At 67.0% G+C, this 23,553-nt stretch carries 23 protein-coding genes; 8 read left to right on the top strand and 15 right to left on the bottom strand.

The genetic code is table 11. The features are described 5' to 3' along the window. Positions 1-38 precede the first annotated feature (38 nt). Both AB4Z27_RS13215 and AB4Z27_RS13210 read right to left on the bottom strand, forming a co-directional pair. The gene (locus tag AB4Z27_RS13215; RefSeq protein WP_092291665.1) at positions 39-1,406 is read right to left on the bottom strand and encodes a M16 family metallopeptidase; all 1,368 of its coding nucleotides are present in this window, start codon (positions 1,404-1,406) and stop codon (positions 39-41) included. A gap of 9 nt (positions 1,407-1,415) precedes the next feature. Continuing rightward, on the bottom strand, positions 1,416-2,966 hold the full coding sequence (locus AB4Z27_RS13210; protein ID WP_441644596.1) for a M16 family metallopeptidase: 1,551 nt from the start codon (positions 2,964-2,966) through the stop codon (positions 1,416-1,418). Between the two features lie 61 nt (positions 2,967-3,027). On the opposite strand from AB4Z27_RS13210, the gene ftsY reads away from it, so the two are divergent. After that, a complete protein-coding gene (ftsY, locus tag AB4Z27_RS13205; RefSeq protein WP_441644595.1) occupies positions 3,028-4,353 on the top strand; it encodes a signal recognition particle-docking protein FtsY in 1,326 nt (441 codons plus the stop codon). Between the two features lie 236 nt (positions 4,354-4,589). Continuing rightward, entirely contained in the window at positions 4,590-6,926 is a 2,337-nt protein-coding gene (locus AB4Z27_RS13200; protein ID WP_441644594.1) for a carboxypeptidase-like regulatory domain-containing protein, read from the top strand. Positions 6,927-7,020: 94 nt separating this feature from the next. Here the strand turns inward: AB4Z27_RS13200 and maiA are convergent, their stop codons facing one another. Then, the gene (gene maiA / locus AB4Z27_RS13195) at positions 7,021-7,665 is read right to left on the bottom strand and encodes a maleylacetoacetate isomerase (RefSeq protein ID WP_177219867.1); all 645 of its coding nucleotides are present in this window, start codon (positions 7,663-7,665) and stop codon (positions 7,021-7,023) included. 7 nt (positions 7,666-7,672) lie between these two features. Next, positions 7,673-8,374 carry a fumarylacetoacetate hydrolase family protein gene (locus tag AB4Z27_RS13190; RefSeq protein ID WP_441593640.1) on the bottom strand — a complete coding sequence of 234 codons (702 nt, stop codon included), beginning with the start codon at positions 8,372-8,374 and terminating at the stop codon, positions 7,673-7,675. Positions 8,375-8,904: 530 nt separating this feature from the next. Between AB4Z27_RS13190 and AB4Z27_RS13185 the strand changes: the two genes are divergently transcribed. The 4 genes from AB4Z27_RS13185 (at position 8,905) to ybiB (ending at position 13,089) form a co-directional block, all read left to right on the top strand. Continuing rightward, a complete protein-coding gene (locus AB4Z27_RS13185; protein ID WP_441644593.1) occupies positions 8,905-10,212 on the top strand; it encodes a CmpA/NrtA family ABC transporter substrate-binding protein in 1,308 nt (435 codons plus the stop codon). A 48-nt stretch (positions 10,213-10,260) separates the two neighbouring features. Next, positions 10,261-11,172 carry a nitrate ABC transporter permease gene (ntrB, locus tag AB4Z27_RS13180; protein WP_092291652.1) on the top strand — a complete coding sequence of 304 codons (912 nt, stop codon included), beginning with the start codon at positions 10,261-10,263 and terminating at the stop codon, positions 11,170-11,172. Between the two features lie 24 nt (positions 11,173-11,196). Continuing rightward, complete coding sequence (locus AB4Z27_RS13175; RefSeq protein WP_441644592.1) at positions 11,197-12,000, top strand: ABC transporter ATP-binding protein; 804 nt, start codon at positions 11,197-11,199, stop codon at positions 11,998-12,000. A 93-nt stretch (positions 12,001-12,093) separates the two neighbouring features. Continuing rightward, positions 12,094-13,089 carry a DNA-binding protein YbiB gene (ybiB, locus tag AB4Z27_RS13170; RefSeq protein ID WP_441644591.1) on the top strand — a complete coding sequence of 332 codons (996 nt, stop codon included), beginning with the start codon at positions 12,094-12,096 and terminating at the stop codon, positions 13,087-13,089. Between the two features lie 35 nt (positions 13,090-13,124). Here the strand turns inward: ybiB and AB4Z27_RS13165 are convergent, their stop codons facing one another. After that, positions 13,125-14,000 (bottom strand): pirin family protein, encoded by an 876-nt coding sequence (locus tag AB4Z27_RS13165; protein ID WP_441644590.1) that lies wholly within the window; start codon positions 13,998-14,000, stop codon positions 13,125-13,127. A gap of 417 nt (positions 14,001-14,417) precedes the next feature. On the opposite strand from AB4Z27_RS13165, the gene rpoH reads away from it, so the two are divergent. After that, the gene (gene rpoH / locus AB4Z27_RS13160) at positions 14,418-15,302 is read left to right on the top strand and encodes an RNA polymerase sigma factor RpoH (protein ID WP_255370730.1); all 885 of its coding nucleotides are present in this window, start codon (positions 14,418-14,420) and stop codon (positions 15,300-15,302) included. 67 nt (positions 15,303-15,369) lie between these two features. On the opposite strand, the gene AB4Z27_RS13155 is transcribed toward rpoH, so the two are convergent. From AB4Z27_RS13155 to AB4Z27_RS13135, 5 genes are all read right to left on the bottom strand, one after another. Further along, complete coding sequence (locus AB4Z27_RS13155; RefSeq protein ID WP_092291642.1) at positions 15,370-15,987, bottom strand: SCO family protein; 618 nt, start codon at positions 15,985-15,987, stop codon at positions 15,370-15,372. Positions 15,988-16,080: 93 nt separating this feature from the next. After that, a complete protein-coding gene (cyoE, locus tag AB4Z27_RS13150) occupies positions 16,081-17,007 on the bottom strand; it encodes a heme o synthase (RefSeq protein ID WP_177219866.1) in 927 nt (308 codons plus the stop codon). Positions 17,008-17,015: 8 nt separating this feature from the next. Further along, positions 17,016-18,128: a COX15/CtaA family protein gene (locus AB4Z27_RS13145; protein WP_441644589.1), complete on the bottom strand. Its 1,113-nt coding sequence runs from the start codon at positions 18,126-18,128 to the stop codon at positions 17,016-17,018. Positions 18,129-18,134: 6 nt separating this feature from the next. Beyond that, entirely contained in the window at positions 18,135-18,791 is a 657-nt protein-coding gene (locus tag AB4Z27_RS13140; RefSeq protein WP_092291638.1) for an SCO family protein, read from the bottom strand. 7 nt (positions 18,792-18,798) lie between these two features. Then, complete coding sequence (locus tag AB4Z27_RS13135; protein WP_092291636.1) at positions 18,799-19,566, bottom strand: SURF1 family protein; 768 nt, start codon at positions 19,564-19,566, stop codon at positions 18,799-18,801. A 69-nt stretch (positions 19,567-19,635) separates the two neighbouring features. Between AB4Z27_RS13135 and AB4Z27_RS13130 the strand changes: the two genes are divergently transcribed. Further along, positions 19,636-19,845 carry a twin transmembrane helix small protein gene (locus tag AB4Z27_RS13130; RefSeq protein WP_092291634.1) on the top strand — a complete coding sequence of 70 codons (210 nt, stop codon included), beginning with the start codon at positions 19,636-19,638 and terminating at the stop codon, positions 19,843-19,845. Between the two features lie 100 nt (positions 19,846-19,945). Here the strand turns inward: AB4Z27_RS13130 and AB4Z27_RS13125 are convergent, their stop codons facing one another. From AB4Z27_RS13125 to ctaD, 5 genes are all read right to left on the bottom strand, one after another. Then, on the bottom strand, positions 19,946-20,806 hold the full coding sequence (locus tag AB4Z27_RS13125; protein ID WP_092291632.1) for a cytochrome c oxidase subunit 3: 861 nt from the start codon (positions 20,804-20,806) through the stop codon (positions 19,946-19,948). 107 nt (positions 20,807-20,913) lie between these two features. Further along, positions 20,914-21,135, bottom strand: coding sequence for a DUF2970 domain-containing protein (locus tag AB4Z27_RS13120; protein ID WP_092291630.1), 222 nt, complete (start codon positions 21,133-21,135; stop codon positions 20,914-20,916). A 1-nt stretch (position 21,136) separates the two neighbouring features. Further along, positions 21,137-21,733 (bottom strand): cytochrome c oxidase assembly protein, encoded by a 597-nt coding sequence (locus AB4Z27_RS13115; protein WP_092291628.1) that lies wholly within the window; start codon positions 21,731-21,733, stop codon positions 21,137-21,139. Positions 21,734-21,745: 12 nt separating this feature from the next. Beyond that, positions 21,746-21,895 (bottom strand): cytochrome oxidase small assembly protein, encoded by a 150-nt coding sequence (locus AB4Z27_RS13110; RefSeq protein ID WP_218158021.1) that lies wholly within the window; start codon positions 21,893-21,895, stop codon positions 21,746-21,748. 12 nt (positions 21,896-21,907) lie between these two features. Then, the gene (gene ctaD / locus AB4Z27_RS13105) at positions 21,908-23,539 is read right to left on the bottom strand and encodes a cytochrome c oxidase subunit I (RefSeq protein ID WP_092291626.1); all 1,632 of its coding nucleotides are present in this window, start codon (positions 23,537-23,539) and stop codon (positions 21,908-21,910) included. Between the last annotated feature and the right edge of the window lie 14 nt (positions 23,540-23,553).

Raw genomic sequence — 23,553 nt, 5'->3', positions numbered from 1 at the left:
TCGATGCTGCGCCAACCCGGCGCCAAGTTAGCGCCAACTCAGGGTTGCACCGGGCCGCCCACGATGACCGTGGCCATGGCATCCGGATGCACGTGCTTCTGGAAAGCCGCCCGCACCTGCTCGCGCGTGACCTTGCCGATCTGCGCCGTCCAGGTGTCGAGATAGTCGAGCGGCAGGCCGTACCAGCCGATGTTCGCCACGTTGGTCAGCAGCTTGCGGTTGCTGTCGATGCGCAGCGGGAAGCCATTGACGAGGTTGTCCTTGGCGGCRCGCAGTTCGGCGTCGGTCGGGCCGGTCTGCACGTACTGCTTCAGGATCTCGCGCACCAGCCGCAGCGCCTCGTCGGTGTTCTCCTTCTTGGTCTGGAGCGTGATGCCGAACGGCCCGGGCTGCTTCGCCGGCGCGAAATAGCTGTCCACGCCGTAGGTCAGCCCGCGCTTCTCGCGCACCTGGTCAGTCAACCGCGAACTGAACCCGCCGCCGCCGAGCACGTAGTTGCCCACCAGCAGGGCGAAGTAGTCGGGGTCGCCGCGCGCGATGGCCGGCTGGCCCATCGCCACGCTGGCCTGCTGCGCCGGATGGGGGATGCGCTTCTCGCTGCCCGGAATCGTCATCTGCACGTCCGGCACCTTGGGCGCGGCCACGCCGTCGGGGAGGCCGCGCGTCAGGTCTTCGGCGATCTGCTCGGCCTGCTTGCGGTCGATGGCGCCGATCAGCGTGACCACGGCGCGCTTGGCGGTGTAGTTGTCGCGCCAGAACTTCAGCAGGTCATCACGCGAGATGGCGGCCACCGATTCCGGCGTGGCCGACACTCCGTACGGATGGTTCGGATACACGGCCTTCGACAGCGTCTTGTCGGCGATCACGCCGGGACGCGAGTCGCCCTCGCGGATCGCGGTAATCAGGCGCTGCTTCTCGCGCTCGACCACGGCCGCCGGATAGGTCGGCGCCTTGATCAGCTGCCCGGCCAGCCGTAGTGACTGCTCACGTTCGGGCGAGGCGGTCAGCGTGCGCAGGCCGATGCCGCCACGGTCGCCGCCAGCCGCGCCGCCAAAATCGGCACCCGTGTCGGCGAAGGCATCGGCCACCTGGGCTTCATTGCGCGCGGGCTGGCCGTCCTGGGCGGCCGCGCCCTTGTCGAGCAGCGCGGCGGTCAGCGTGGCCAATCCGGCCTTGCCGGGCGGGTCGTAGCGGCCGCCGGCGTCGAAATCGATATTGACATCGAGCATCGGAATCGACGGACTCGGCACGAAGAACACCTTCGCGCCGGTGGAGGCCGTCCAGTTCTCGATGGGCAGCGCGGCCTGGGCCACGGAGCCGGCCAGGAGGGCAATCGCCCCGCAGGCCACCCCGGCCAGCCGGCGCACCATCCGTGGCGAGGCAATCGTCATGACGGACAAGGACATCGTGGCTCCTCAGTGACGCAGCCCTTCCGGGGCGGCAGTCTTGGGCTTGTTGGGGTCGATCGGCTGCGGCACCAGCGTGGCCACGGTCAGGTTGTCATCGTTGAAATACTTTGCCGCCACGGCTTGCACCTGGGCTGGCGTGACTYCCTTGATCTTGTCGAGCATGCGGTCGATCTGGCGCCACGAGATGCCGGAGATCTCAGCCGTGCCGATCTCCATGCCCTGGCCGAATACCGAGTCGCGCTTGTAGATCTGGCCCGCCACCACCTGCGCCTTGACGCGCTTCAGCTCTTCCTCGGACACGCCGTTCTTCGCGATGCGCTGGATTTCCTCGCGCAGGGCTTTTTCGATCTCGTCCGTGGTGTGGCCGTTGGCCGGGGTGCCGTCGAGCACGAACAGCGATTCGCCGCGATTGATGCTGTCGTAGCCCACGTTCACGTCGTCGGCCAGGCGCTGCTCGCGCACCAGTTCGCGGGTCAGGCGGGCGTTGTCGTAGCCGTTCAGCACGGCGGACAGCACCTCCAGCGCGTACGGATCGACATCCTTCTCCACGTCATGCAGGCGCGGCACCTTGTAGGCCATGACCATGTACGGGTTCTCGGCCGGCGCCTTGACCCAGATGCGCTTGATGCCCTTCTGGGTAGCCTCGAGCTGGGTCTTGCGCAGCGGCAGCGCGCGCGGCTTGAGCTTGCCGTAGTAGCGTTCGGCCAGCGCGCGCACCTCGTCCGGCTTGACGTCGCCGGTCACCACCAGCAGCGCGTTGTTCGGCACGTACCAGGCCTTGTACCAGGCCTGCACGTCCTCCACGCGCATGTTGACGAGGTCATCCATCCAGCCGATCACCGGATGCCGGTAGGCGGCGGCGGTGTAGACCGTGGCCAGTAGCTGCTCGTAGACGGTGCCGCGCGGGGAGTCGTCGGTGCGCAGGCGGCGCTCCTCCATCACGACTTTCATCTCGCGGTCGAATTCGTCCTTCTTGATGATGAGGTTGGCCATGCGGTCGGCCTCCAGCTCCATCATCCTCGGCAGGTACTGCTTGGCGATCTGCTGGTAGTAGAGCGTGAAATCGCGGTTGGTCATGGCGTTCTCGCGACCGCCGAGCATGGCGATCTGGCGCGAGAACTCGCCCACCGGCACCTTCGGCGTGCCCTTGAACATCATGTGTTCGAGCATGTGGGCCACGCCCGTGGTGCCGCTCACCTCGTCGATGCCGCCCGTGCGGTACCAGATCTGGTGCGCCACGGTGGGCGCGCGATGGTCTTCCTTGACGATCACGCGCATGCCGTTGGAGAGCTGGAATTCGGTGGTGCCCGCCTGGGGCTGGCCCACCGCGGAAGCGGTCCGCGCTCCGGAAGGCGGGCCCTGCGGCGTGGGCGCGGTGGTCTGGGCCATCGCCGCGCCACTAAATCCGGCGAATCCGCCAAATCCGGGCAATCCTGACAGGCCGGAGAAGGCGAAAGCAGCAACCAGTGTGGGAAGGACGCGCCGCGAGAGGCGGGCGGTGGGCATTGATCGGATTCGGGCGGCGCCCGCTCCGGACAAGACAGCGCAATGGTTCATGCGACCCCGTCTGCTAGAATTTTGGCGATTGATTCTACCGGGGTATTGACCCCTTTCCCTAATGTTTAGTTTCTGGAAGAAGCGCAAGGCCGAGCCGGCCCCTGCGCCCGCCGAGCCGCCGGCTGCCGAGCCGRCGCCGGCCATCACGCCGGCACCGGTGGCCTCGCCCACCGCTGCCCCCCAACCCCAGCCGTCGCCCAGCCCGGCGCCGGCGCCCTTGCCTGTCCCCGCTCCAGCTCCAACGCCTGCCCCGGTTCCGGTCCCCGTGCCGGTGCCTGTTCCTGTTCCGGTGCCTGTCCCCGTCCCGGTTCCGGCCCCCGCACCTGCCCCGGCTCCCGCTCCGGCTCCCGCTCCGGTGCCTGCCCCGGTGCCCGTGCCGGTCCCGGTTCCCGCCCAAGTGCCGCCTCCGCCGCCGGCGCCGGTCGCCTATGAGCCGCCGGTTGTCGAGGAACTCGAACTAACGCCGCCGCCAACCCAGACCGCCGAGGCCAAGCGTGGCTGGATGACGCGCCTGCGTGCCGGGCTGTCGAAGACGAGCCGAAACCTCGGCACGCTGTTCGTCGGCGTGAAGGTGGACGAGGCCCTGTTCGAGGAACTCGAAACCGCGCTGCTGATGGCCGACGCCGGCGTCGAAGCCACCGAGTTCCTGCTCGGCGAACTGCGCCGCCGCGTGAAGAACGAGCGCCTMGAGACCGCCGAAGCCGTGAAGATCGCCCTGCGCGAGCTGCTGACCGACCTGCTGCGCCCGCTCGAGAAGACCATGGAACTGGGCCGCGAGCAGCCGCTGGTGATGATGATCGCGGGCGTGAACGGCGCCGGCAAGACCACCAGCATCGGCAAGCTCTGCAAGCACTTCCAGGCCTACCACCAGTCGGTGCTGCTGGCGGCCGGCGACACCTTCCGCGCCGCCGCGCGCGAGCAACTGACGATCTGGGGCGAGCGCAACAACGTCACCGTGGTCGCCCAGGAAGGCGGCGACCCGGCGGCAGTGATCTTCGATGCCGTGAACGCGGCGCGCGCGCGCAAGATCGACATCGTGATGGCGGACACCGCGGGGCGCCTGCCCACGCAGCTGCATCTGATGGAAGAACTGAAGAAGGTGAAGCGCGTGATCGGCAAGTCGATGCCGACGGCCCCGCACGAGGTGCTGCTGGTGATCGACGCCAACACCGGGCAGAACGCCCTGTCCCAAACCCGCGCCTTCGACGACGCGCTGGGCCTGACCGGCCTGATCGTGACCAAGCTGGATGGCACGGCCAAGGGCGGCATCCTCGCCGCCATCGCCCGGCAGCGCCCGGTGCCGGTGTACTTCATCGGCGTGGGCGAGAAGGTGGAAGATCTTCARCCATTCAAGGCTGACGAATTCGCTGAAGCACTACTCGGTTGAGCACGGCTGGCTTTGGCCAGCTTCCCCTGCAAAACCAGCATGGCGAGCCCCCGGGCTCGCCATTTTCGTTTTATCGCTAGCGCCTCGCTGCGACTTGCCCCTCCGGCAGGCCCRTTTGGCTGCCGGAAGGGGCCGGACTAGCTGCGTGGCCAACGTTGACTGACATCAACCGTCGTCCCAGGGATGGCTGCTGCAATGGCTCGCCCCCCGGCATTCTTCACCTGAGGACGAGAACCATGAATGGAACGTTGAAGCCACGCAGGATGCGCGCCTGGCTCGGATCGCTTTGCGTCGCCACGCTGATGGCGGCGTGCGGCGGCGATGACAATGGCGGCGGAGGCGGAGGCACCGGCAAGGTCGATCCGCCGCCCGTGCCGCGCCAGACCATCGCCCTGTCGGGCCAGGTCTACCAGGCCGCCGGCGGGGGCAATCCCCACGGCCATGCCGCCGATGTCACCGTCAAGGTGTCCGGCGCCGATGGCAAGGCCGTGGTCGCGCAGGGCGCCACTTCGGCCAGCGGCGACTTTGCCGCGCTCGCGGTGCCAGCCGGCAATGCCGTGGTGCGGCTGTCGAAGACCGGCTACGTCGAGCAGGTGGTGCCGGTGACCGCCACGCGCGACGCACGCATCGAGGCCACGCTGCTGCCCGTCGGCACGACCCTCTCCGCGCCGGGCTTCCAGTCCGGCGGCACCTTTGCCGGCGGCGATGGCGCCAGTGTCACGGTGGCCCCCGGGTCGTTCGTGACCCCTGACGGCAAGCCGGTCAGTGGCACCGTGCAGATTGACATCACGCCCTACAGCGCGGCCGGCAATCCGGAAGGCTTCCCGGGCACGCCGTACCTGCGCCAGGACGGCGTGGACGGCATCATGGTCAGCATGGGCATGGCCGATTTCTCGTTCTCGCAGAACGGCCAGCCGCTGAAACTGGCGCCCGGCAAGACCGCGCGGATCTCCGTCCCGCTCTATGCCGCCACCACGCCGGACGGCAGACTGCTCAAGCCGGGCGATACCGTGCCGGTCTGGAGCATGGACGACAGCACCGGCCAGTGGCGGCAGGCCACCGGCATCTCGGGCGTTGTCGTGGCATCGCCCGACAGTCCCACCGGGCTGGCGATGCAGGCCGATGTCGATCACTTCAGCTGGTGGAATTGCGACTACTTCCGGACCACCCGCGCCATGCGCATCAAGGTGCTCGATCCAGCCGGCGTGCCCTACTCTGGCCAGGCGTACCTGACCGCCACGTTCACCGAGGCGCCCGGGGGCTATGCCACCAGCGGCCACGCCGCGATCACGCTGGACGCCGGTATCACGTCCGTGTCCGTGCCGGACGATGCGGTCGACGGCAGGTTCTCGGTGCGCATCGGCAACCTCGGCGGCGGCGCAACCGTGAACAAGCTGCAATGGCGCGCGACCGACGAAGTGGTAGTGCGCCTGTCCGGGCTGCCCCAGATTGACTTGACACCCGGTACCGGATCGCTGGTGTTCTTCGATGCCGACAAGGCCGGCGGCAAGACCATCCAGTTCGCGCTCGCCACGCGCAACCTTGGTACGACGCCCCTGGAATGGCTGGTCGATGGTGTGCCCGGCGGCAACCCGGCAGTCGGCACGATTTCGGCCAGCGGGCGCTACCGCTCTCCGCGCGGCGCCGATCTGGACGCTGTACTGAACACCGGCGGCCGGCAGGTCTCGATCACCGTGCGCAGCACGGCCGACCATCTGGTCATGCGCCAGGCATCGGTGACGCTGGAGGCGCCGACGATCGTCATCGTCGGGCGACGCTATGGCGCAGGCGGCCGCACCACCGACGACATGACCACCTACACCGATGACAGCGGCTTGCACAGCCTGCCGACCTACCCGGTCCACAACCTGCACGACGACACCTTCCAGGCCTACTTCGGCAATGCAGGCCATCCGTTGCGGTCGGTGCAGTGGGAGCTCTCGTGCGGCATGGACATCAACTACGGCGTGAGCGACTGCGCCCCGTGGGCGCCGGGCGCTGCCATGGCCGCCGATGGCACGCTGACCATGCCCGATGTGTCGCCCATCATCCCGCCCGATCACACGATGGACCTCGTCGTCGGGGCGAGCTACGGCGTGCCGTCGCTCTGGCTGCGCGCCACCTCGGCCGACAAACCCGGTCTGCGCGGCGTCATGCAGCTCAAGGTGGTGCCGGTGGAAGACCCGGTGGGCGACAAGGTGGAGATCGTCTTGCCACTGGGCCTATCCACGCCCGGCGCGGCGGCGTCCGGGGCCGATGTGCCTAACGGCCAATACGTGGTCACCGACGGCCAGCTTGCGGTCCGCAGCACCGCCCCCGCGCTCGATGTCACGGCCCCCGTCACCTGGAGCCTCGTGTGCCTGACGAGAAGCGGCGCATCCTGCGCCTCTACCGCCTGGCGGCCGACGCTCACGCCGGACGGACGCCTGTCCGGCATGGCGGGTCAGCCGGGTCCGTGGAGCGGTGCCTATCTCTACGTGATGGCCGAATGGACGGCTGGCGGCGTCAGCAATCGCCTGACGCGCTGCATCGTCGGGCACGGTGATACGGCCTGCAAGCCGTTGGCCCCATAACCGCCAAATCGGCCAATCGGCCAATCGGCAACAAAAAAGCCCGGCATCGCTGCCGGGCTTCCTGCAAACGTCGGAACCATCCGATAAAAGCGGACTACTCGCTATCCGGCTGCGCCGCCGGCGCGGCCTTCTGGAAGGCTTCCAGCTCCATGCAGGCCGCGTGAATGCGCGCGATCTGTGGGAATCGGTCCAGATCGACGTTGAACCGGTGCGCGTTGAATACCTGCGGCACCAGGCACAGGTCGATCAGCGTCGGCGTGTCGCCAAACGCGTACCGACCCACGCGGCCGATCTGCTGGAGGTTGCCTTCGAGCGAGGCAAAGCCCTGCTCGATCCAGTGCCGGTACCACGCGTCCTTCGCCTCCTCCGCCACGCCCAGCGTGTGCTTGAGGTACTTCAGCACGCGCAGGTTGTTCAGCGGATGGATCTCGCAGGCGATTTCCTGCGCCAGTCCGCGCACGATGGCGCGGTCCAGCGGGTTGGCCGGCAGCAGCGGCGGCTCGGGGTGCGTTTCATCCAGGTATTCGATGATCGCCATCGACTGGATCAGCGGCTTGCCGTCGGCCACGAGCGTCGGCACCACGCCATCGGCGTTGAGCGCGCGATACTCGGGCTTGAGCTGCATGCCGCCTTCCTTGAGCAGGTGCACTCCCGCGTACTCGTACGGCAGGCCCTTCAGTTCCAGCGCGATACGCACGCGGAACGAAGCCGAGCTGCGGAAGTAGCTGTAGAGCTTCAGCATCGGCTCAGGCCACCTTGACGGTCAACTCGCCCACACCCTCGATGCGGCACAGCATGACGTCGCCCTTCACCACCGGGCCCACGCCTTCGGGCGTGCCGCTGTAGATCAGGTCGCCGGGCTGCAATTCGAACAATTTCGAGAGGTACGACACCATCTCGGGCACCGACCAGATCAGGTCCGACAGATCGCCGCGCTGCTTCTCCACGCCGTTCACCGCCAGCGTGACCGCGCCCTTCTGCGGATGGCCGATCTCGGACACCGGCAGGATCGGGCCGATCGGCGCCGATTTGTCGAATGCCTTGCCGGTCTCCCAGGGGCGGCCGGTCTTCTTCGATTCGTTCTGGAGGTCGCGGCGCGTCATGTCCAGGCCGAGGGCGTAGCCGTAGACGTGGCTGGCGGCCTGCTCGACCGGGATATCCTTGCCACCCTTGCCGATGGCCACCACCAGCTCCACTTCATAGTGGCAATTGCTGGTGCCCGGCGGGTACGGGAAGGTGCCTTCGGTGCCGTCGGCCACGTAGCTCACCGCGTCGGACGGCTTGCAGAAGAAGAACGGCGGTTCACGATCCGGGTCCGAGCCCATTTCGCGCGCATGGGCGGCATAGTTGCGGCCCACGCAATAAACCCGGCGCACGGGAAAGCTTGCGCGGCTACCGCGCACGGGGACGCCAACGGGGGCTTGCGGCTCGAAAACGAACTCGGTCATCCAAACTCTCCAGACTGTTTTTCTGATGGAATCCGCGCCGGCGCGGCGCGGTAGGCCAAAAGCATACACCCATGCGTACGGCCGCATACAGTGGCGAATGAGCACCCTCCCCGCCCGCACGCGGCTGGTGCATTGCACAACTGTGGCGCTGCGGGCCGGCCCGGCCCGCACTAGTTCGCGCAGTCCCTTACCCGCCCATCCATCCGCCGTGCCCCGCCACGGCCCACCGTCCGCACCGACCCCGGGCGGACCCGCCCCGCGCTGCCTCCAGATCGGGATTTCCGGCAGGTTTTCCGCGCGCTTGTGCGCCGCAACGACGCTGGCACGTGGCTTGCGTTATCGCCTGCACGGCCAACGACGGCCGCGTGGTACCGAAGCACGAAGCTCGAAGCACCCGAACTCACAACCTGAACAACGCGTCCGCGCTGTCCACCATGGCACGCGCGGCGGGACAACGGCGTCCTGAACTGCAAGCTGGCGAAGGCGGGCTGCGGGTCGGGACGCCTTTTTCTTTTTTCGGAGCCATCGCCATGCCCTCTCGCCTCAAAGACGCCAAGCCCCTGCCCGCMGCCGTGGTCCCKGCCAYYCCCGACGCAGCCCCAGCCAGCCAGAGCCGGCGCCGCGTGCTGGCCACCATCGCCGGGGCCGGCGTGATGACGCTGGTGGATCCGCTGGTGCGCAGCGGCGCCTGGGCGGCCGGCTCCGACGCCCCGGAAAAATCCGAAGTCCGCATCGGCTTCATCCCGCTGACGGACTGCGCCTCGGTGGTCATGGCGTCCACGCTCGGCCTGGACAAGAAGTACGGCATCAAGATCACGCCGAGCAAGGAAGCCAACTGGGCCAGCGTGCGCGACAAGCTCGTCAACGGCGAACTCGACGCCGCCCACGTGCTCTATGGCCTGATCTACGGCGTGCAGCTCGGCATCGGCGGCCCGAAGAAGGACATGGCCGTGCTGATGAACCTGAACCACAACGGCCAGGCCATCACGCTGTCATCGAAACTCGCCGAAAAAGGCGCGAAGGACGGCGCCAGCCTGAAGGCACTGATGATGAAGGAGCGGCGCGACTACGTGTTCGCCCAGACCTTCCCCACCGGCACCCACGCGATGTGGCTCTACTACTGGCTGGCCGCCAACGGCATCAATCCGATGCAGGATGCCAAGGCCATCACCGTCCCGCCGCCGCAGATGGTGGCCAACATGCGCGTGGGCAATATGGACGGCTTCTGCGTGGGCGAGCCGTGGGGCGCGCGCGCCATCGCCGACAAGATCGGATTTACCGTGGAAACCACCCAGGCGATCTGGAAGGACCACCCCGAGAAGACGCTCGGCACCACGGCGGAATTCGTCCAGAAGAACCCCAACACCGCACGGGCGATGGTCGCCGCCATCCTCGAAGCCTCGAAGTTTATCGACGCCTCGACCTCGAACCGCCGCAAGACCGCCGAGACCATCGCCGCCAAGTCCTATGTGAATACCGACATGGACATCATCCTGGACCGCATGTTGGGCCGCTACAGCAACGGCCTGGGCAAGACCTGGGACGACCCCGATTCGATGAAGTTCTACCAGGACGGCGCGGCCAACTACCCGTTCCTGTCCGACGGCATGTGGTTCCTCACGCAGCACAAGCGCTGGGGCCTGCTCAAGGAGCACCCGGACTACCTGGCCGTGGCCAAGCAGGTGAACCGGATCGATATTTTCAAGCAGGCCGCCGCCGCCGCGCAGGTGGCCGTGCCCAAGAGCGATTTCCGCACCGCCAAGCTGATCGACGGCGTGACCTGGGATGCCACCAAGGACCCCAAGGCCTATGCCGATGGATTCAAGATCAAAGCCTGACCTCGTCGTTTCCTTGATGTCCCGCTGCCCTCACCTCAGGAGCCAGACGTGAATGCCATTGCCCACCCCGCGCCGGAAGGCACACCCGCCATGACTTCGGACCTTGTCGACACCGACACCAAGGAGCAAACCCGCCGCCGGGCGGCGCAACTGGCCGCGCAGGAGCGGATGGCCGCCCGCCGCGAGGCGCTTGGCGCCGTCGTACGCAAGACGGTGCCGCCGCTGGTCGGCTTCGTCCTGTTCCTGCTGGTCTGGCACGGCATTGCCACGATGATTCCGGCGATTCCCACGCCGGGCGCCACCTGGAACGCCGCCGTGCCGCTCTTCTCCGATCCGTTCTATCGCAACGGGCCGAACGACCAGGGCATCGGCTGGAACATCCTCGCCTCGCTGGCGCGCGTGGCGGCGGGCTTCGGGCTGGCGGCGGTGGTCGGCATTCCGGCCGGCTTCCTGCTGGGCCGCTTCGCCTTCCTGAATGCAATGGCGGCGCCGGTGATCAGCCTGCTGCGCCCGGTTTCGCCGCTGGCGTGGCTGCCGATCGGGCTGCTGCTGTTCAAGGCGGCCAACCCGGCCGCCATCTGGGCCATCTTCATCTGCTCGATCTGGCCGATGATCATCAACACGGCCGTCGGCGTGACGCGCGTGCCGCAGGACTACCTGAACGTGGCGCGCGTGCTCGATCTATCCGAATGGAAGGTGTTCCGCAAGGTGCTGTTCCCGGCCGTGCTGCCCTACATGCTGACCGGCGTGCGGCTCTCGATCGGCACCGCGTGGCTGGTGATCGTGGCGGCCGAGATGCTCACGGGCGGCACCGGCATCGGCTTCTGGCTCTGGGACGAGTGGAACAACCTCAAGGTGGAGCACATCGTCATCGCCATCTTCATCATCGGCGTGGTGGGCCTGATCCTCGAGCACCTGCTGCTCGCGCTGGCCCGCCGCTTCAGCTACGGCAACAACTGACCGCCCCCCGAAGGAGCCATCGCCATGGAAAAGTTTGTCAGCATCGAGAACGTGGGCCAGACCTTCAAGACGCGCAAGGGGCCGTTCGTGGCCCTGCGCGACATCAACCTGGGCATTGCCGAGGGCGAGTTCATCACGCTGATCGGGCATTCGGGCTGCGGCAAGTCCACGCTGCTGAACCTGATTGCCGGCCTGACCACGCCCACCACGGGCGCGCTGATCTGCGCCGGGCGCGAGATTGCCGGRCCGGGGCCGGAGCGCGCCGTGGTGTTCCAGAATCACTCGCTGCTGCCGTGGATGACGTGCTTCGAGAACGTCTACCTGGGCGTGGAGCGCGTGTTCGCCGCCACGGAGAGCCGCGCCCAGCTCAAGGCGCGCACCCAGGACACCCTGGCGCTGGTCGGCCTCACGCACGCCGAGARCAAGTATCCGCACGAGATTTCGGGCGGGATGAAGCAGCGCGTGGGCATCGCCCGGGCGCTGGCCATGTCGCCGAAGGTGCTGCTGATGGATGAGCCGTTCGGCGCGCTGGATGCGCTGACCCGCGCCCACCTGCAGGACGAACTCATCAAGATCGTCGCCCGCACCCAAAGCACCGTGGTCATGGTCACGCACGATGTGGACGAAGCGGTGCTGCTGGCGGACCGCATCGTCATGATGACGAACGGTCCGGCGGCCACGGTGGGCGAGATCCTGAAGGTGGACCTCCCCCGCCCGCGCGACCGCGTGGCGCTGGCCGACGACAAGGGCTACCACGCCTGCCGCACCGCCGTGCTGGACTTCCTCTACCGCAAACAGCGCAACCCGGCGCTGCGCGAGGCAGCCTGACCCCGGCGGGGATGCGTGGGATGGCGGGCGTGGGCGAAGCCGCCCTGCTCCGCTATCATGAACGGCAGAACGATCCACATATCCCCTCCCGCCATGACATCTGCCGCCCCGACCCTTCCGCCGTTTTCRGCCAGCAAGTACATCAAGGAGATTGGCCGCGGGGTCAATGGCGCCCGGGCGCTGCCCCGCGAGGACGCCCAGGTGCTGTTCGATGCGATGCTGGCCGGCCGCGTCTCCGACATCGAACTGGGCGCCGTGCTGATGGCCTACCGGATCAAGGGCGAGGCGCCGCACGAGCTGGCCGGCATGCTCGAGGCCGCCCACGGACACTGCGCCGCGCTGGCGCCGCCGCCGGACAAGCCCGTGGTCGTCATCCCCAGCTACAACGGCGCGCGCAAGCAGCCGAATCTGGTGCCGCTGCTGGCGCTGCTGCTGGCGCGCGAAGGCGTGCCGACGCTGGTGCACGGCTCGCGCGAGTTCAACGGCCGGGTGACGAGCATGCAGCTGTTCGAGGCGCTCGGCGTGCCGCTCTGCGCCACCACGCAGGCCGCGCAGGACCAGTTGCGCGACGCCGCCAATCCGCTGGCCGTACTGCCGATCGATGTGCTGTCTCCAGCGCTTTCGCGCCTGCTGGACAAGCGTCCRATCATCGGCCTGCGCAATTCCTCGCACACCATCGTCAAGATGCTGCARCCGGTGGGCAGCCACACGCCGGCCGAGGCGCTGCGGCTCTATAGCTACACCCATCCGGAATACCGCGAGACGCTGACCGATTACTTCTCCCACGAGCCCGCCAACGTGCTGCTGGCGCGTGGTACCGAAGGGGAAGTGGTGGCGGATGCCCGCCGCAGCGGCCGCATCGACTGGCTGCACGACGGCCATCAGCGGACGCTGGTCGATCCGGTAGGCGGGTCGATTGGCGACGTGCCCGAACTGCCGCCGGGCACCGACGTCGGCCTGACCGCCGCCTGGATTCGCAAGGTGCTCGATGGCGACGCGCCGGTGCCGGCGCCCATCGCCACGCAGGTAGCGACCATCCAGGACTGCCTGAAGCAGGCCACGCGCGTGGCCTGGRCRAGCCCGGTCTGACGATTACGGACGATTACGGACGATTAGAGGGCCGATTAAGGCCGGCGCGGAGGCAGCGGAATCCGCTCGGTCTCGCCCGGCACATGCGGGAACTCGTCGYTCTCCCAGCGGCGCGCGGCGTCGTCGATGTCTTCCTTGGTGCTCGCCACGAAGTTCCAGTAGATGAAGCGATGGCCGTCGGTCGGATCGCCGCCCAGCAGCATCACGCGCGCGGCGGTGGTCGCGGTCAGCGTGGCCGGCTCGCCCGGCACCAGCACGGCGAGGTGTTCCCCCGCCAGCGCCTCGCCATCGATCGTCACATCGCCTTCCACCGGATAGAGCCCGCGCTGCACGTGCTCGGGCGGAATCACCAGCGTCGCGCCGGCTTCCATGTCGATGGCCACGTAAAGCGTGCGGCTGTACACGCGGACCGGGGATTCCGCGCCGAAGGCGTCGCCGGCAATCACGATCATCCGCACGCCGGGAAGCTCCAGCTTGGGCAACGTGGCGCCCGGGTGGTGGTGGAACGACGGCGGATCCTTCTCATGCGCCTTCGGCAGCGCCACCCAGGTCTGGATGCCATGCAGCAGCGGACCGGCCTGGCGCGCGGCGTCTGGCGAACGCTCCGAGTGCGTGATGCCGGTGCCGGCGGTCATCCAGTTCACGTCGCCAGGGCGAATCACCTGCTCGCTGCCGAGGCTGTCACGGTGCRTGATCTCGCCTTCGAACAGATACGTCACGGTCGCGAGGCCGATATGTGGATGGGGCCGCACATCCATGCCATTACCCGGCGGCATCGACACAGGACCGAGGTGATCGAAGAAGATGAAGGGGCCCACGGTCTGCGTGGCGGCGGCGGGCAGCAGGCGGCGGACCGTGAACTCGCCGATGTCCCGCACATGGGGCTTGAGCAAGTGTTCGATGGCAGACATGACAGGACTCCTGGCAATGGGATAACAACGGGAAAACAGCGGAAAGCTGGCCGCCAGTGTAGCGAAATGCGCAATACAGCATCCCGAAATCACGATGAAACCGATCGGGGCGAGTTCCCTCTAATCATGGTACGCGACGCTGGCGGCCCGCCAGCCCTTGCCAGACAAGGCGCGGACGCCGCACCGAGGCCCATTAGACTATCCCAACAACGACATTCATTGTCCGGAACTATCAACCCTATAGAAGCTCTAACTTAGCACTCGCCGAACCTGAGTGCTAATATGCGTTGCAGTGCAGTGACTCTTCCGATTCTGGAATCGAGGCACGCCGGCAACCTACCGCCGGATGCGAAAGGAGCAATAAGCGTGACCGCAGTTCTGTCTGCCGACCCAACCAAGATTTCTGGCCGTCTGCCGATGGCCCCCAAGAATGCCGCCGCTGGCAGCCTCGCGCTCGCCTTCCCGGCCGCAGTGGGCAATCTGGATAGCTACATCCAGGCTATCCACCGGATTCCGCTGCTGACCGCCGAGGAAGAGCAGCGCCTCGCGCGCGACCTGCGCGACCATGAATCCGTCGATGCCGCCCGCCGGCTGGTGATGTCCCACCTGCGTCTGGTGGTGTCCATCGCCCGCCAGTACCTGGGCTACGGCCTGCCGCATGCGGATCTGATCCAGGAAGGCAACATCGGGCTGATGAAGGCCGTGAAGCGCTTCGACCCGGATCAGGGCGTGCGTCTGGTGTCGTACGCGATGCACTGGATCAAGGCCGAAATCCACGAATACGTGCTGAAGAACTGGCGCATGGTCAAGGTGGCGACCACCAAGGCCCAGCGCAAGCTGTTCTTCAACCTGCGCAGCCACAAGACCGGCGCACACACGTTCACGCCCGAGCAGGTGGAAGCCGTGGCGCGCGAACTGAACGTGAAGCCCGAAGAAGTGATGGAGATGGAGACCCGCCTRTCGGGCGGCGACCTAGCGCTGGAAGGCCAGATCGACGACGGCGAGGAGGAATTCGCCCCCATCGCGTATCTGGCGGACAACCACAACGAGCCGACCCGCGTGCTCGAGGCCAAGCGCCAGGACCGCATGCAGGTCGAAGGGCTGGTCGAGGCGCTGGAGCGTCTGGATGCCCGCAGCCGCCGCATTATCGAGGCACGCTGGCTGGACGTGAACGACGACGGCTCGGGCGGCGCCACGCTGCATGAGCTGGCCGACGAGTTTGGCGTCTCCGCCGAGCGCATCCGCCAGATCGAGGCGGCCGCGATGAAGAAGATGAAGGGTGCGCTGGCGGCTTTCGCCTGATCCTCCGCTCCCCGCAATGCAGAAGGGCCGGTCTTGCGACCGGCCCTTTTTTTGTCTTGCCTTCGCCTTACGACAGCAGCTGCTTCAAATCATGCGCGATCGGGTCCGGCCCCTGGCCGTGGCGCAGGAACAGGCGCAGCTGGCCGTTGGTATCGAACACATAGCTGCCGGCCGAGTGATCCACGGTGTAGTTGTTCGGCGAGGTGCCCGGCACCTTGGCGTAGAAGACCTTGAAGTCCTTGGTCACCTTCTTCAGCGCCGCCTCGTCGGCCGGGCGCAGGCCCAGGAAGCGGGCGTCGAAGGCGGGCACGTACTGGCCGAGCAGCGCGCCCGTGTCGCGTTCCGGGTCCACGGTCACGAACAGCACCTGGACCTTGTCGGCGTCCGGGCCGAGCTTGTCCATCACCGCCTTCAGCTCGGCCATCGTGGTCGGGCAGACGTCCGGGCAGTGCGTGTAGCCGAAGAACATCACCACGGCCTTGCCCTTGAAGTCAGCCAGCGTGCGGGTCTTGCCGCTCGGATCCAGCAGCGAGAAGTCCTTGCCGAACTCGGTGGCGCCCGAGATATCCACGTTCTTGAACGAGGGCTTGGGCTGCCCGCAGGCGGCCAGCAGAGCCGTGCAGAGTGCCAGCAGGCAGAGGCGGCGGAACTGGGCAAGGAGGGACGGAGAGCCGGGGAGAGTCATCGGGATACGCGGTGGTCGGGAGAGGTGCCCGGAAGTATCGCCGATCACATCGGCGCTGGCCTCCGGGCGCGGCAAGATGCCGCAGGCGGGCCATCAGACCTGCGGCACGAACTTGAAGTAGTGATCCACCAGCAACGCCGCGAACAGCAGCGAGAGGTACAGGATCGAATAGCGGAAGGTGCGTTGCGCTAGCGCGTCCGAGTAGTTGCGGAACAGCTTCCAGGCGTAGCCGAGGAACACCAGCCCCAGGCCCAGCGCGGCGGCGAGGTAGATATAGCCGCTCATGCCGTAGACGAACGGCAGCAGCGTGGCGGCGATCATCACCAGGGTGTACAGCAAAATGTGGAGCAGCGTGTACTTTTCGCCATGGGTGATCGGCAGCATCGGCAGGCCGGACTTGGCGTAGTCGGCGCGGCGATACAGGGCCAGCGCCCAGAAGTGCGGCGGGGTCCAGGTGAAGATGATCAGCACCAGGAACCACGCCTCGGCCGGCACCGTGCCGGCCACGGCGGCCCAGCCCAGCGCAGGCGGCATGGCGCCCGACAGCCCGCCGATGACGATGTTCTGCGGCGTGGCCGGCTTGAGCAGGATCGTGTAGACCACGGCGTAGCCGAGGAAGGTGGCGAAGGTCAGCCACATCGTCAGGTCATTGGCGAACACGTGCAGCAGCCACATGCCGGCGCCGCCGAGGATGGCCGAGAACACCAGCGTCTGCGCGCTGGAGATCTCACCGGTGGCGGAAGGCCGCCACGCGGTGCGGCGCATCAGCGCGTCGACTTTCTGCTCGACCAGGCAGTTGATGGCGAACGCGGCACCGGCCAGCAGCCAGATGCCAGCGGCACCGCCGAGCAGCACCGACCAGGGCACCATGCCGGGCGTCGACAGGAACATGCCGATGACGGCACAGAACACGGCCAGTTGCGTGACGCGCGGCTTGGTCAGCGCGGCATATTGGCGAGCCAGGTGCCGAATTCGGCCCACGGAGGAATGAGGTTGGGTAGCGGAGACCACGGGGGGCATCTTGTCCTTCATGTGGCGCGCGCGGCTGAGGCGGATTGAGCAGCGGCGCCGGCATAACGTGTCGCGAGGGTCGCGAGGCCGATATTGTAGTGGAGACGGAGCAACAGCATCAGCAACAGGGCCGCGCCGCCGTTGTGCGCCACCGCCGCGCCGAGCGGCCAGTCGAACACGATATTGGACATGCCGGTGGCCAGTTGCAGCGCCAGCACGGCCAGCAGCCATGTGGCGTGGCGCGTCAGGCCCTCCATCCGGCGCGCGCGCAGGCCGAACCAGGCCAGGAAGCCGAGCACCACGAAGGCAAAGCCGCGATGCACCCAGTGGATGGCCACCAGCGCCGCGTGCGGGATGTAATCGCCATCGGCCGTCATGCCGAGCTGGCGCCAGAGCGTGAAGCCGTGGCGGAAGTCCATCTCGGGCACCAGCTGGCCGTTGCARAGCGGGAAATCGGTGCAGGCCAGCACCGCGTAGTTGGTGCTGACCCAGCCGCCGAGGAAGATCTGGATCACCAGCAAGCCCAGCGCCACCCACGCCGCCCAGCGCAGCGAGGCCGCCTGCGGCGCCACCGCGTGCGGCAGGTCATTGCGGGAGCCGAGCACGATCAGCGACGACAGCAGCGCCATCGCCAGCAGCAGGTGGGTCACCACGATGATCGGCTGGAGCTTCATCGTCACGGTCAGCGCGCCGAACAAGCCCTGCACGCAGACCAGCACGAACACCCCCGTGGCGAACCACGGCGACTGCTTCAGCTCGCGCCGCTTGACCCACGCCAGCACCATCAACGAGATGATCAGCACACCCACCGCCATGGCGAAATAGCGATGGATCATCTCGATCCACGCCTTGGCCAGCGTGACCGGGCCGCTCGGCAGCGCGGTCTCGGCGGCGCGGATCGGCTCCATGGCCGCGTGCGGGTTCGAGTGGCCGTAGCAGCCGGGCCAGTCCGGGCAGCCGAGGCCGGAATCGGTCAGTCGGGTGAAGCTGCCGAACATGATCAGGTCCAGCGTGAGGAAGGCGGTGACCCAGACCAGCTTGCGATACTTGTCGCGGCTGCCCCGCACCAGCACGTACGAGAGCGGCAGCAGGGCAATCAGGATGCCAATGATGGCGAGTTGGAGCAGCATCGCAAATCAGCCAATTCGGGAAAATTTGAGCAGCTTCTTCAGGTCGCTGCTGATCTGTTTCGGGTCGGGTTCCTTCGGCCAGCGCAGCATCAGGTTGCCGAGCGGGTCGATCAGGTACACGGTGTCTTCAGCCCTGGCGCCCGGTTCGGCCGGCAGCCACTGGCGCAGCGCGGCGCCGTCCATGCGCAGGAAGCGCACGCCCGCATAGGGTTCGTTGTAGGCGCTGGACAGCCGTTCGTCCACGGTGCCCGTATCGGAAATCAGCCAGACCGGGGTAATGCGCTCGCGGTCCTGGCCCTGCCCCGCGCGGATCTGGCGCATCGTGAACAGCCGCTTGGCACACGCTTCGTCGCAGGCGGACGCGGCGGTCATCACCATCAGCCACTTGCCCCGGAAGGACGACAGCGGCACGGCCTCGCCGCGCTCGTCGGTCACGTTGAGCGGCGGCATCGGGCGCAGCGGGTCGACCAGCGTGCCGTAGTTGGTGCTGGCGCCGCTCGGCTTGACCACGTAATAGGTGAAATACGAGAAGATGACCGGCGACGCGCAGACCAGCAGCAGCATCAGCATCTGCAGGCGGCCACGGCGCGTGCGCGCATCGATGCGGGAGTCCGGCGTGGCCGTGGGGTCTTGCGATGGCATGGAGTTCGTCTGTACGTTCATCGTTCGGTTATCGGTTCGGCAGGGCGGTGTCCCGGCGCGCACGGCGCCAGCCCAGCACGGCCACCAGCACCACGGTCAGCGCGGCCAGGCCGAACCACTGGGCGGCGTAGCCATAGTGGCGGTCCGCGCCGAGGTCGGCGGCCGCCCAGTCGCGCGCGAGGCCATCGCCGGTATCGGTGGCCTGCTGCATCACCAACGGCAGTAGCGGCGCCCCGGTTTCCCGGGCGAACGCCGCCAAGTCTACATTCTGGCGGATCTTCTGCCCTGCTTCGGCCGACGCGTCTTGCCCGAGGCCGTAGACGCGCGGCGCCGTGGCCACCGCCGTGCCGTCCAGCGTGACGTCGCCATCGGGCGTGGGGAACGGGGCGATCCGCGTGCGGTCCTGGGCGTCGCGCGGCAGCCATCCGCGCAGCACCAGCACGCTGGCGCCGCCATCGGCCAGCTTCAGCGGCGTCAGCACCAGGAAGCCGGCGCGGCCGTCCGAGCCGTTGCCGTGCGGGCGGTTGTCCAGCAACACGGTGCGGGCGGCGTCGAAGCGGCCCCGGGCGCGTACGCGGCGGTCGACCACCTGCGTGGCGTCGATGCGGGCCGTGTTCAGGTCCACCGGCGCCTGCGCCGCCAGCGCGGCCAGCCGCGCGGCGCGGTCCACCTTCTCGTGGGCCCGGCGCAATTGCCAGTTGCCGAGCGCGCAGGTCACGACGACCACGGTCAGTGCCGCCACCAGCGGCACCGCCCCCGGCGAGCGCCACAGGCTCCCCCGATTGCGGGTCGTCACGAATGGCCTCGCGAGGCCACGGTGCCATAATGGCCACTTTCGTGACCCGCGGCCTCCCTTCGCTCCAGCATGCGCTTCGTCATCATCGTCGCCTTCATTCTGATCATCGGCAGCCTGGCCTCCGCGCTGTTCTTCATGATGCGCGACCGTGGCCGCACCCCCAACATGATGCGCTCGTTGATGCTGCGCGTCGGCTTCTCGGTGGCGCTGTTCCTGTTCATCCTGTTCGCCAACTGGATGGGATGGATCCACAGCACCGGCATCCATATGTCGCCCTGAGCGGMTGCCAGTCCCCAAAACAAAAAGCGCCGCGCGAGGATCGTCCTCCGCGGCGCTTCGTCTTGTACCGCAGGACCGCCGCAGCGGCCCGTTCCTGYCYTTACAGCCAGTACACCACCACGTAGAGGCCGAGCCAGACCACGTCAACGAAGTGCCAATACCAGGCGGCGCCTTCGAACGCGAAGTGGTGCTGCGGCGTGAAGTGTCCGCGCAGCACGCGGCCCAGCACCACCGCCAGCATGATCGCCCCCATCGTCACGTGGAAGCCGTGGAAGCCGGTCAGCAGGAAGAACGTCGAACCATAGACCCCGGAGGTCAGCTTCAGGTTCAGTTCCGAGTAGGCGTGCATGTACTCGTAGACCTGCAGGCACATGAAGAGCGCGCCGAGCAGGATGGTCAGCACCAGGCCCTGGATCAGCTGGCTGCGCTTGCCGGCCAGCAGCGCGTGGTGCGCCCAGGTCAGCGTGACGCCGGAGGTCAGCAGCAGCGCCGTGTTGATCGTGGGGATCGGCCACGGACCCATGGTCTGGAAGCTCTCCACCGTGCCCGCCGGGCCGAGGTTGGGCCACACGGCCGCGAAGTCCGGCCAGATGATCTTGTTGTTCAGGTCGCCCAGCCACGGCATGGCGATGGTGCGGGCGTAGAACAACGCGCCGAAGAAGGCCGCGAAGAACATCACCTCGGAGAAGATGAACCAGCCCATCGACCAGCGGAACGAGACGTCGATGTTCTTGCCGTACAGGCCGCCTTCCGACTCGCGGATGGCGTCGCCGAACCAGCTCTTGAGCACGAACAGGAACCACAGCAGGCCGAAGCCGCACAGGAACGGGGCCCACGACTGGCCGTTGACCCAACCCGCGGCGCCGGCGCCGGTCATCAGCAGGCCGAAGGCCGCCGTGATGGGGTGGCGCGACGGGCCCGGTACGAAGTAGTACGGAGCATTTGCGCGATTCGCACTCATTCTTCTATCTCCAGCTCAGTGTCTCTGATTCGTTGTAGTTCCGCACCGCCGGCCGACCTCCCTGCCGGTGGTGTGCTCGTACTTCTCTTATTTTTTCGGGGACAGCTTCATCCCACCACGGTCTTCACGATGCCGATCAAAATCGCCACGAACAGCGCCGCGGCAATCAGGCCGGCGATGATCACGTGCACCGGGTTCAGCCGCGCCATGTCGGTCTCGTGCTCCGACCCCTTGCGCAGGCCGATGAACGACCACAGCACCGCGCGCACCGTCTGCGCGAACGACGCCTTGCGCTGAAGCGGATCCTGCGGCTCTGGCGTCACACCCATCTCAGCTTCCCTGCCCCGCCGGCGCCGCCGTCTGCGCCACCGGCGTGCCGATCTCGAAGAAGGTGTACGACAGCGTGATCGTCTTCACATCCTTGGGCAGGTTCGGATCGATCACGAACACCACCGGCATCTCGCGCGCCTCGCTGGCCTTGAGCGTCTGCTGCTTGAAGCAGAAGCACTCCACCTTCTTGAAGTACTCGGTGGCCTGCTTGGGCGCGTAGCTCGGGATGGCCTGCGCGGAAATATCGCGCGACTGCCCGTTGGCCACTTCGTAGACGATGGTCGTCAGCTCGCCCGGATGCACTTCCATCGAGGACTTCACCGGGCGGAACGCGAACGGCCCGCGCGCGTTGGAGTCGAACTCCACCGTGATCGTGCGGCTCTTGTCCACCTGGGTGTTCTTCTTCAGCGATCCGCCGTACAGATCGCGCGTGGTCACCACGTTGATGCCGGTGACCTCGCAGATCTTCTTGTACAGCGGCACCAGCGCATAGCCGAAGCTGAACATCAGGCCCACCACCACCAGCAGCCGCAGCAGCATGCCGCGGTTGAAGCGTCGCTCGATTGCCCGGTCTTCCGCCTTCTGCTGCGCGTCCACGTCTATCTCCGCTCAACCGCCAAGGAACACCATCTTGGCGAAGAATCCCAGGAAGAACACCACCACGATGGACAGCAGGATCAGGCCCAGCCGCCGGTTGGCGGCTCGTTGGGTGGCCTGGCGGCCCTGGCTGTCCGTGCGCGACGGGGTTTCCGGCTTCATGGCGTCAATCACTCAGCGCACCTGTGGCGGCTCTTCGAAGGTGTGGAACGGCGCCGGCGACGGCACGGTCCATTCCAGGCCCTCGGCGCCATCCCACGGCTTGTCGCCGGCAGCCTGGCCGCCCCGGTAGGACGGCAGCACCACGAAGAAGAAGAAATACACCTGCATCAGGCCGAAGCCCAGCGCGCCGATCGACGCAACCGCGTTGAAGTCCGTGAACTGGACCGCGTAGTCCGCGTAGCGACGCGGCATGCCGGCCAGGCCCAGGAAGTGCATCGGGAAGAAGGTCACGTTGAAGAAGATCAGCGAGCCCCAGAAGTGGATCTGGCCGCGCGTCTCGTTGTACATGAACCCGCTCCACTTCGGCCCCCAGTAGTAGAAGCCGGCGAACAGCGCGAACAGCGAACCGGCCACCAGCACATAGTGGAAGTGCGCCACGATGAAGTAGGTGTCCTGAATCTGGATGTCGATCGGGGCCACGGCCGGGATCAGGCCGGTGAAGCCGCCGATCGTGAACACGAAGATGAAGCCGATGGCGAACAGCATCGGCGTCTCGAAGGTCATCGAGCCGCGCCACATCGTGGCGATCCAGTTGAAGATCTTCACGGCCGTCGGCACCGCGATCAGCATCGTCGCGTACATGAAGAACAGCTGGCCGGTCACCGGCATGCCGGTGGTGAACATGTGGTGCGCCCAGACGATGAACGACAGGATGGCGATGGACGCCGTGGCGTACACCATCGAGCTGTAGCCGAACAGGCGCTTGCGCGCGAACGCCGGCACCACGTGCGAGATGATCCCGAACGCGGGCAGGATCATGATGTACACCTCGGGGTGGCCGAAGAACCAGAAGATGTGCTGGTACATCACTGGGTCACCACCGCCGGCGGCCGAGAAGAAGCTCGTGCCGAAGTGGCGGTCGGTCAGCACCATGGTGATGGCGCCAGCCAGCACCGGCATCACGGCGATCAGCAAGTAGGCGGTGATCAGCCAGGTCCAGCAGAACATCGGCATCTTCATCAGCGTCATGCCGGGCGCGCGCATGTTGAGGATGGTGACGATGATGTTGATCGAGCCCATGATCGACGAGGCGCCCATGATGTGCATGGCGAAGATGGCCATGTCCATGCCGGGGCCCATCTGCACCGAGAGCGGCGCGTAGAGCGTCCAGCCGGCGGCGGTGGCGCCGCCCGGGGCGAAGAACGAGCCGGCCAGCAGCAGCGCCGCCGGGGGCATCAGCCAGAAGCTGAAGTTGTTCATCCGCGCGAAGGCCATGTCCGAGGCGCCGATCTGGAGCGGAATCATCCAGTTCGCGAAGCCGACGAACGCCGGCATGATCGCGCCGAACACCATGATCAGGCCGTGCATCGTGGTGAACTGGTTGAACAGCTCGGGGCGGAAGAACTGCAGGCCCGGCTCGAACAGCTCCAGGCGGATCAGCAGTGCCAGCACGCCGCCGGACAGCAGCATCGTGAACGAGAACAGCAGGTACAGCGTACCGATGTCCTTGTGGTTGGTGGCGAACAGCCAGCGGCGCCAGCCATGGGGGTGATCGTGCGCATGATCGTCATGGCCGTGGCCATGTCCATGATCATGGGCGTGGTCGTGCGGATGACCCAGCGTCTCCGGGGTAGCGGTACTCATCGCGTTGACTCCTG

The sequence above is a fragment of the Cupriavidus sp. KB_39 genome (genome assembly GCF_052114485.1).
Taxonomy (GTDB): domain Bacteria; phylum Pseudomonadota; class Gammaproteobacteria; order Burkholderiales; family Burkholderiaceae; genus Cupriavidus.
This window is presented reverse-complemented; position numbering and strand designations above follow the sequence as displayed.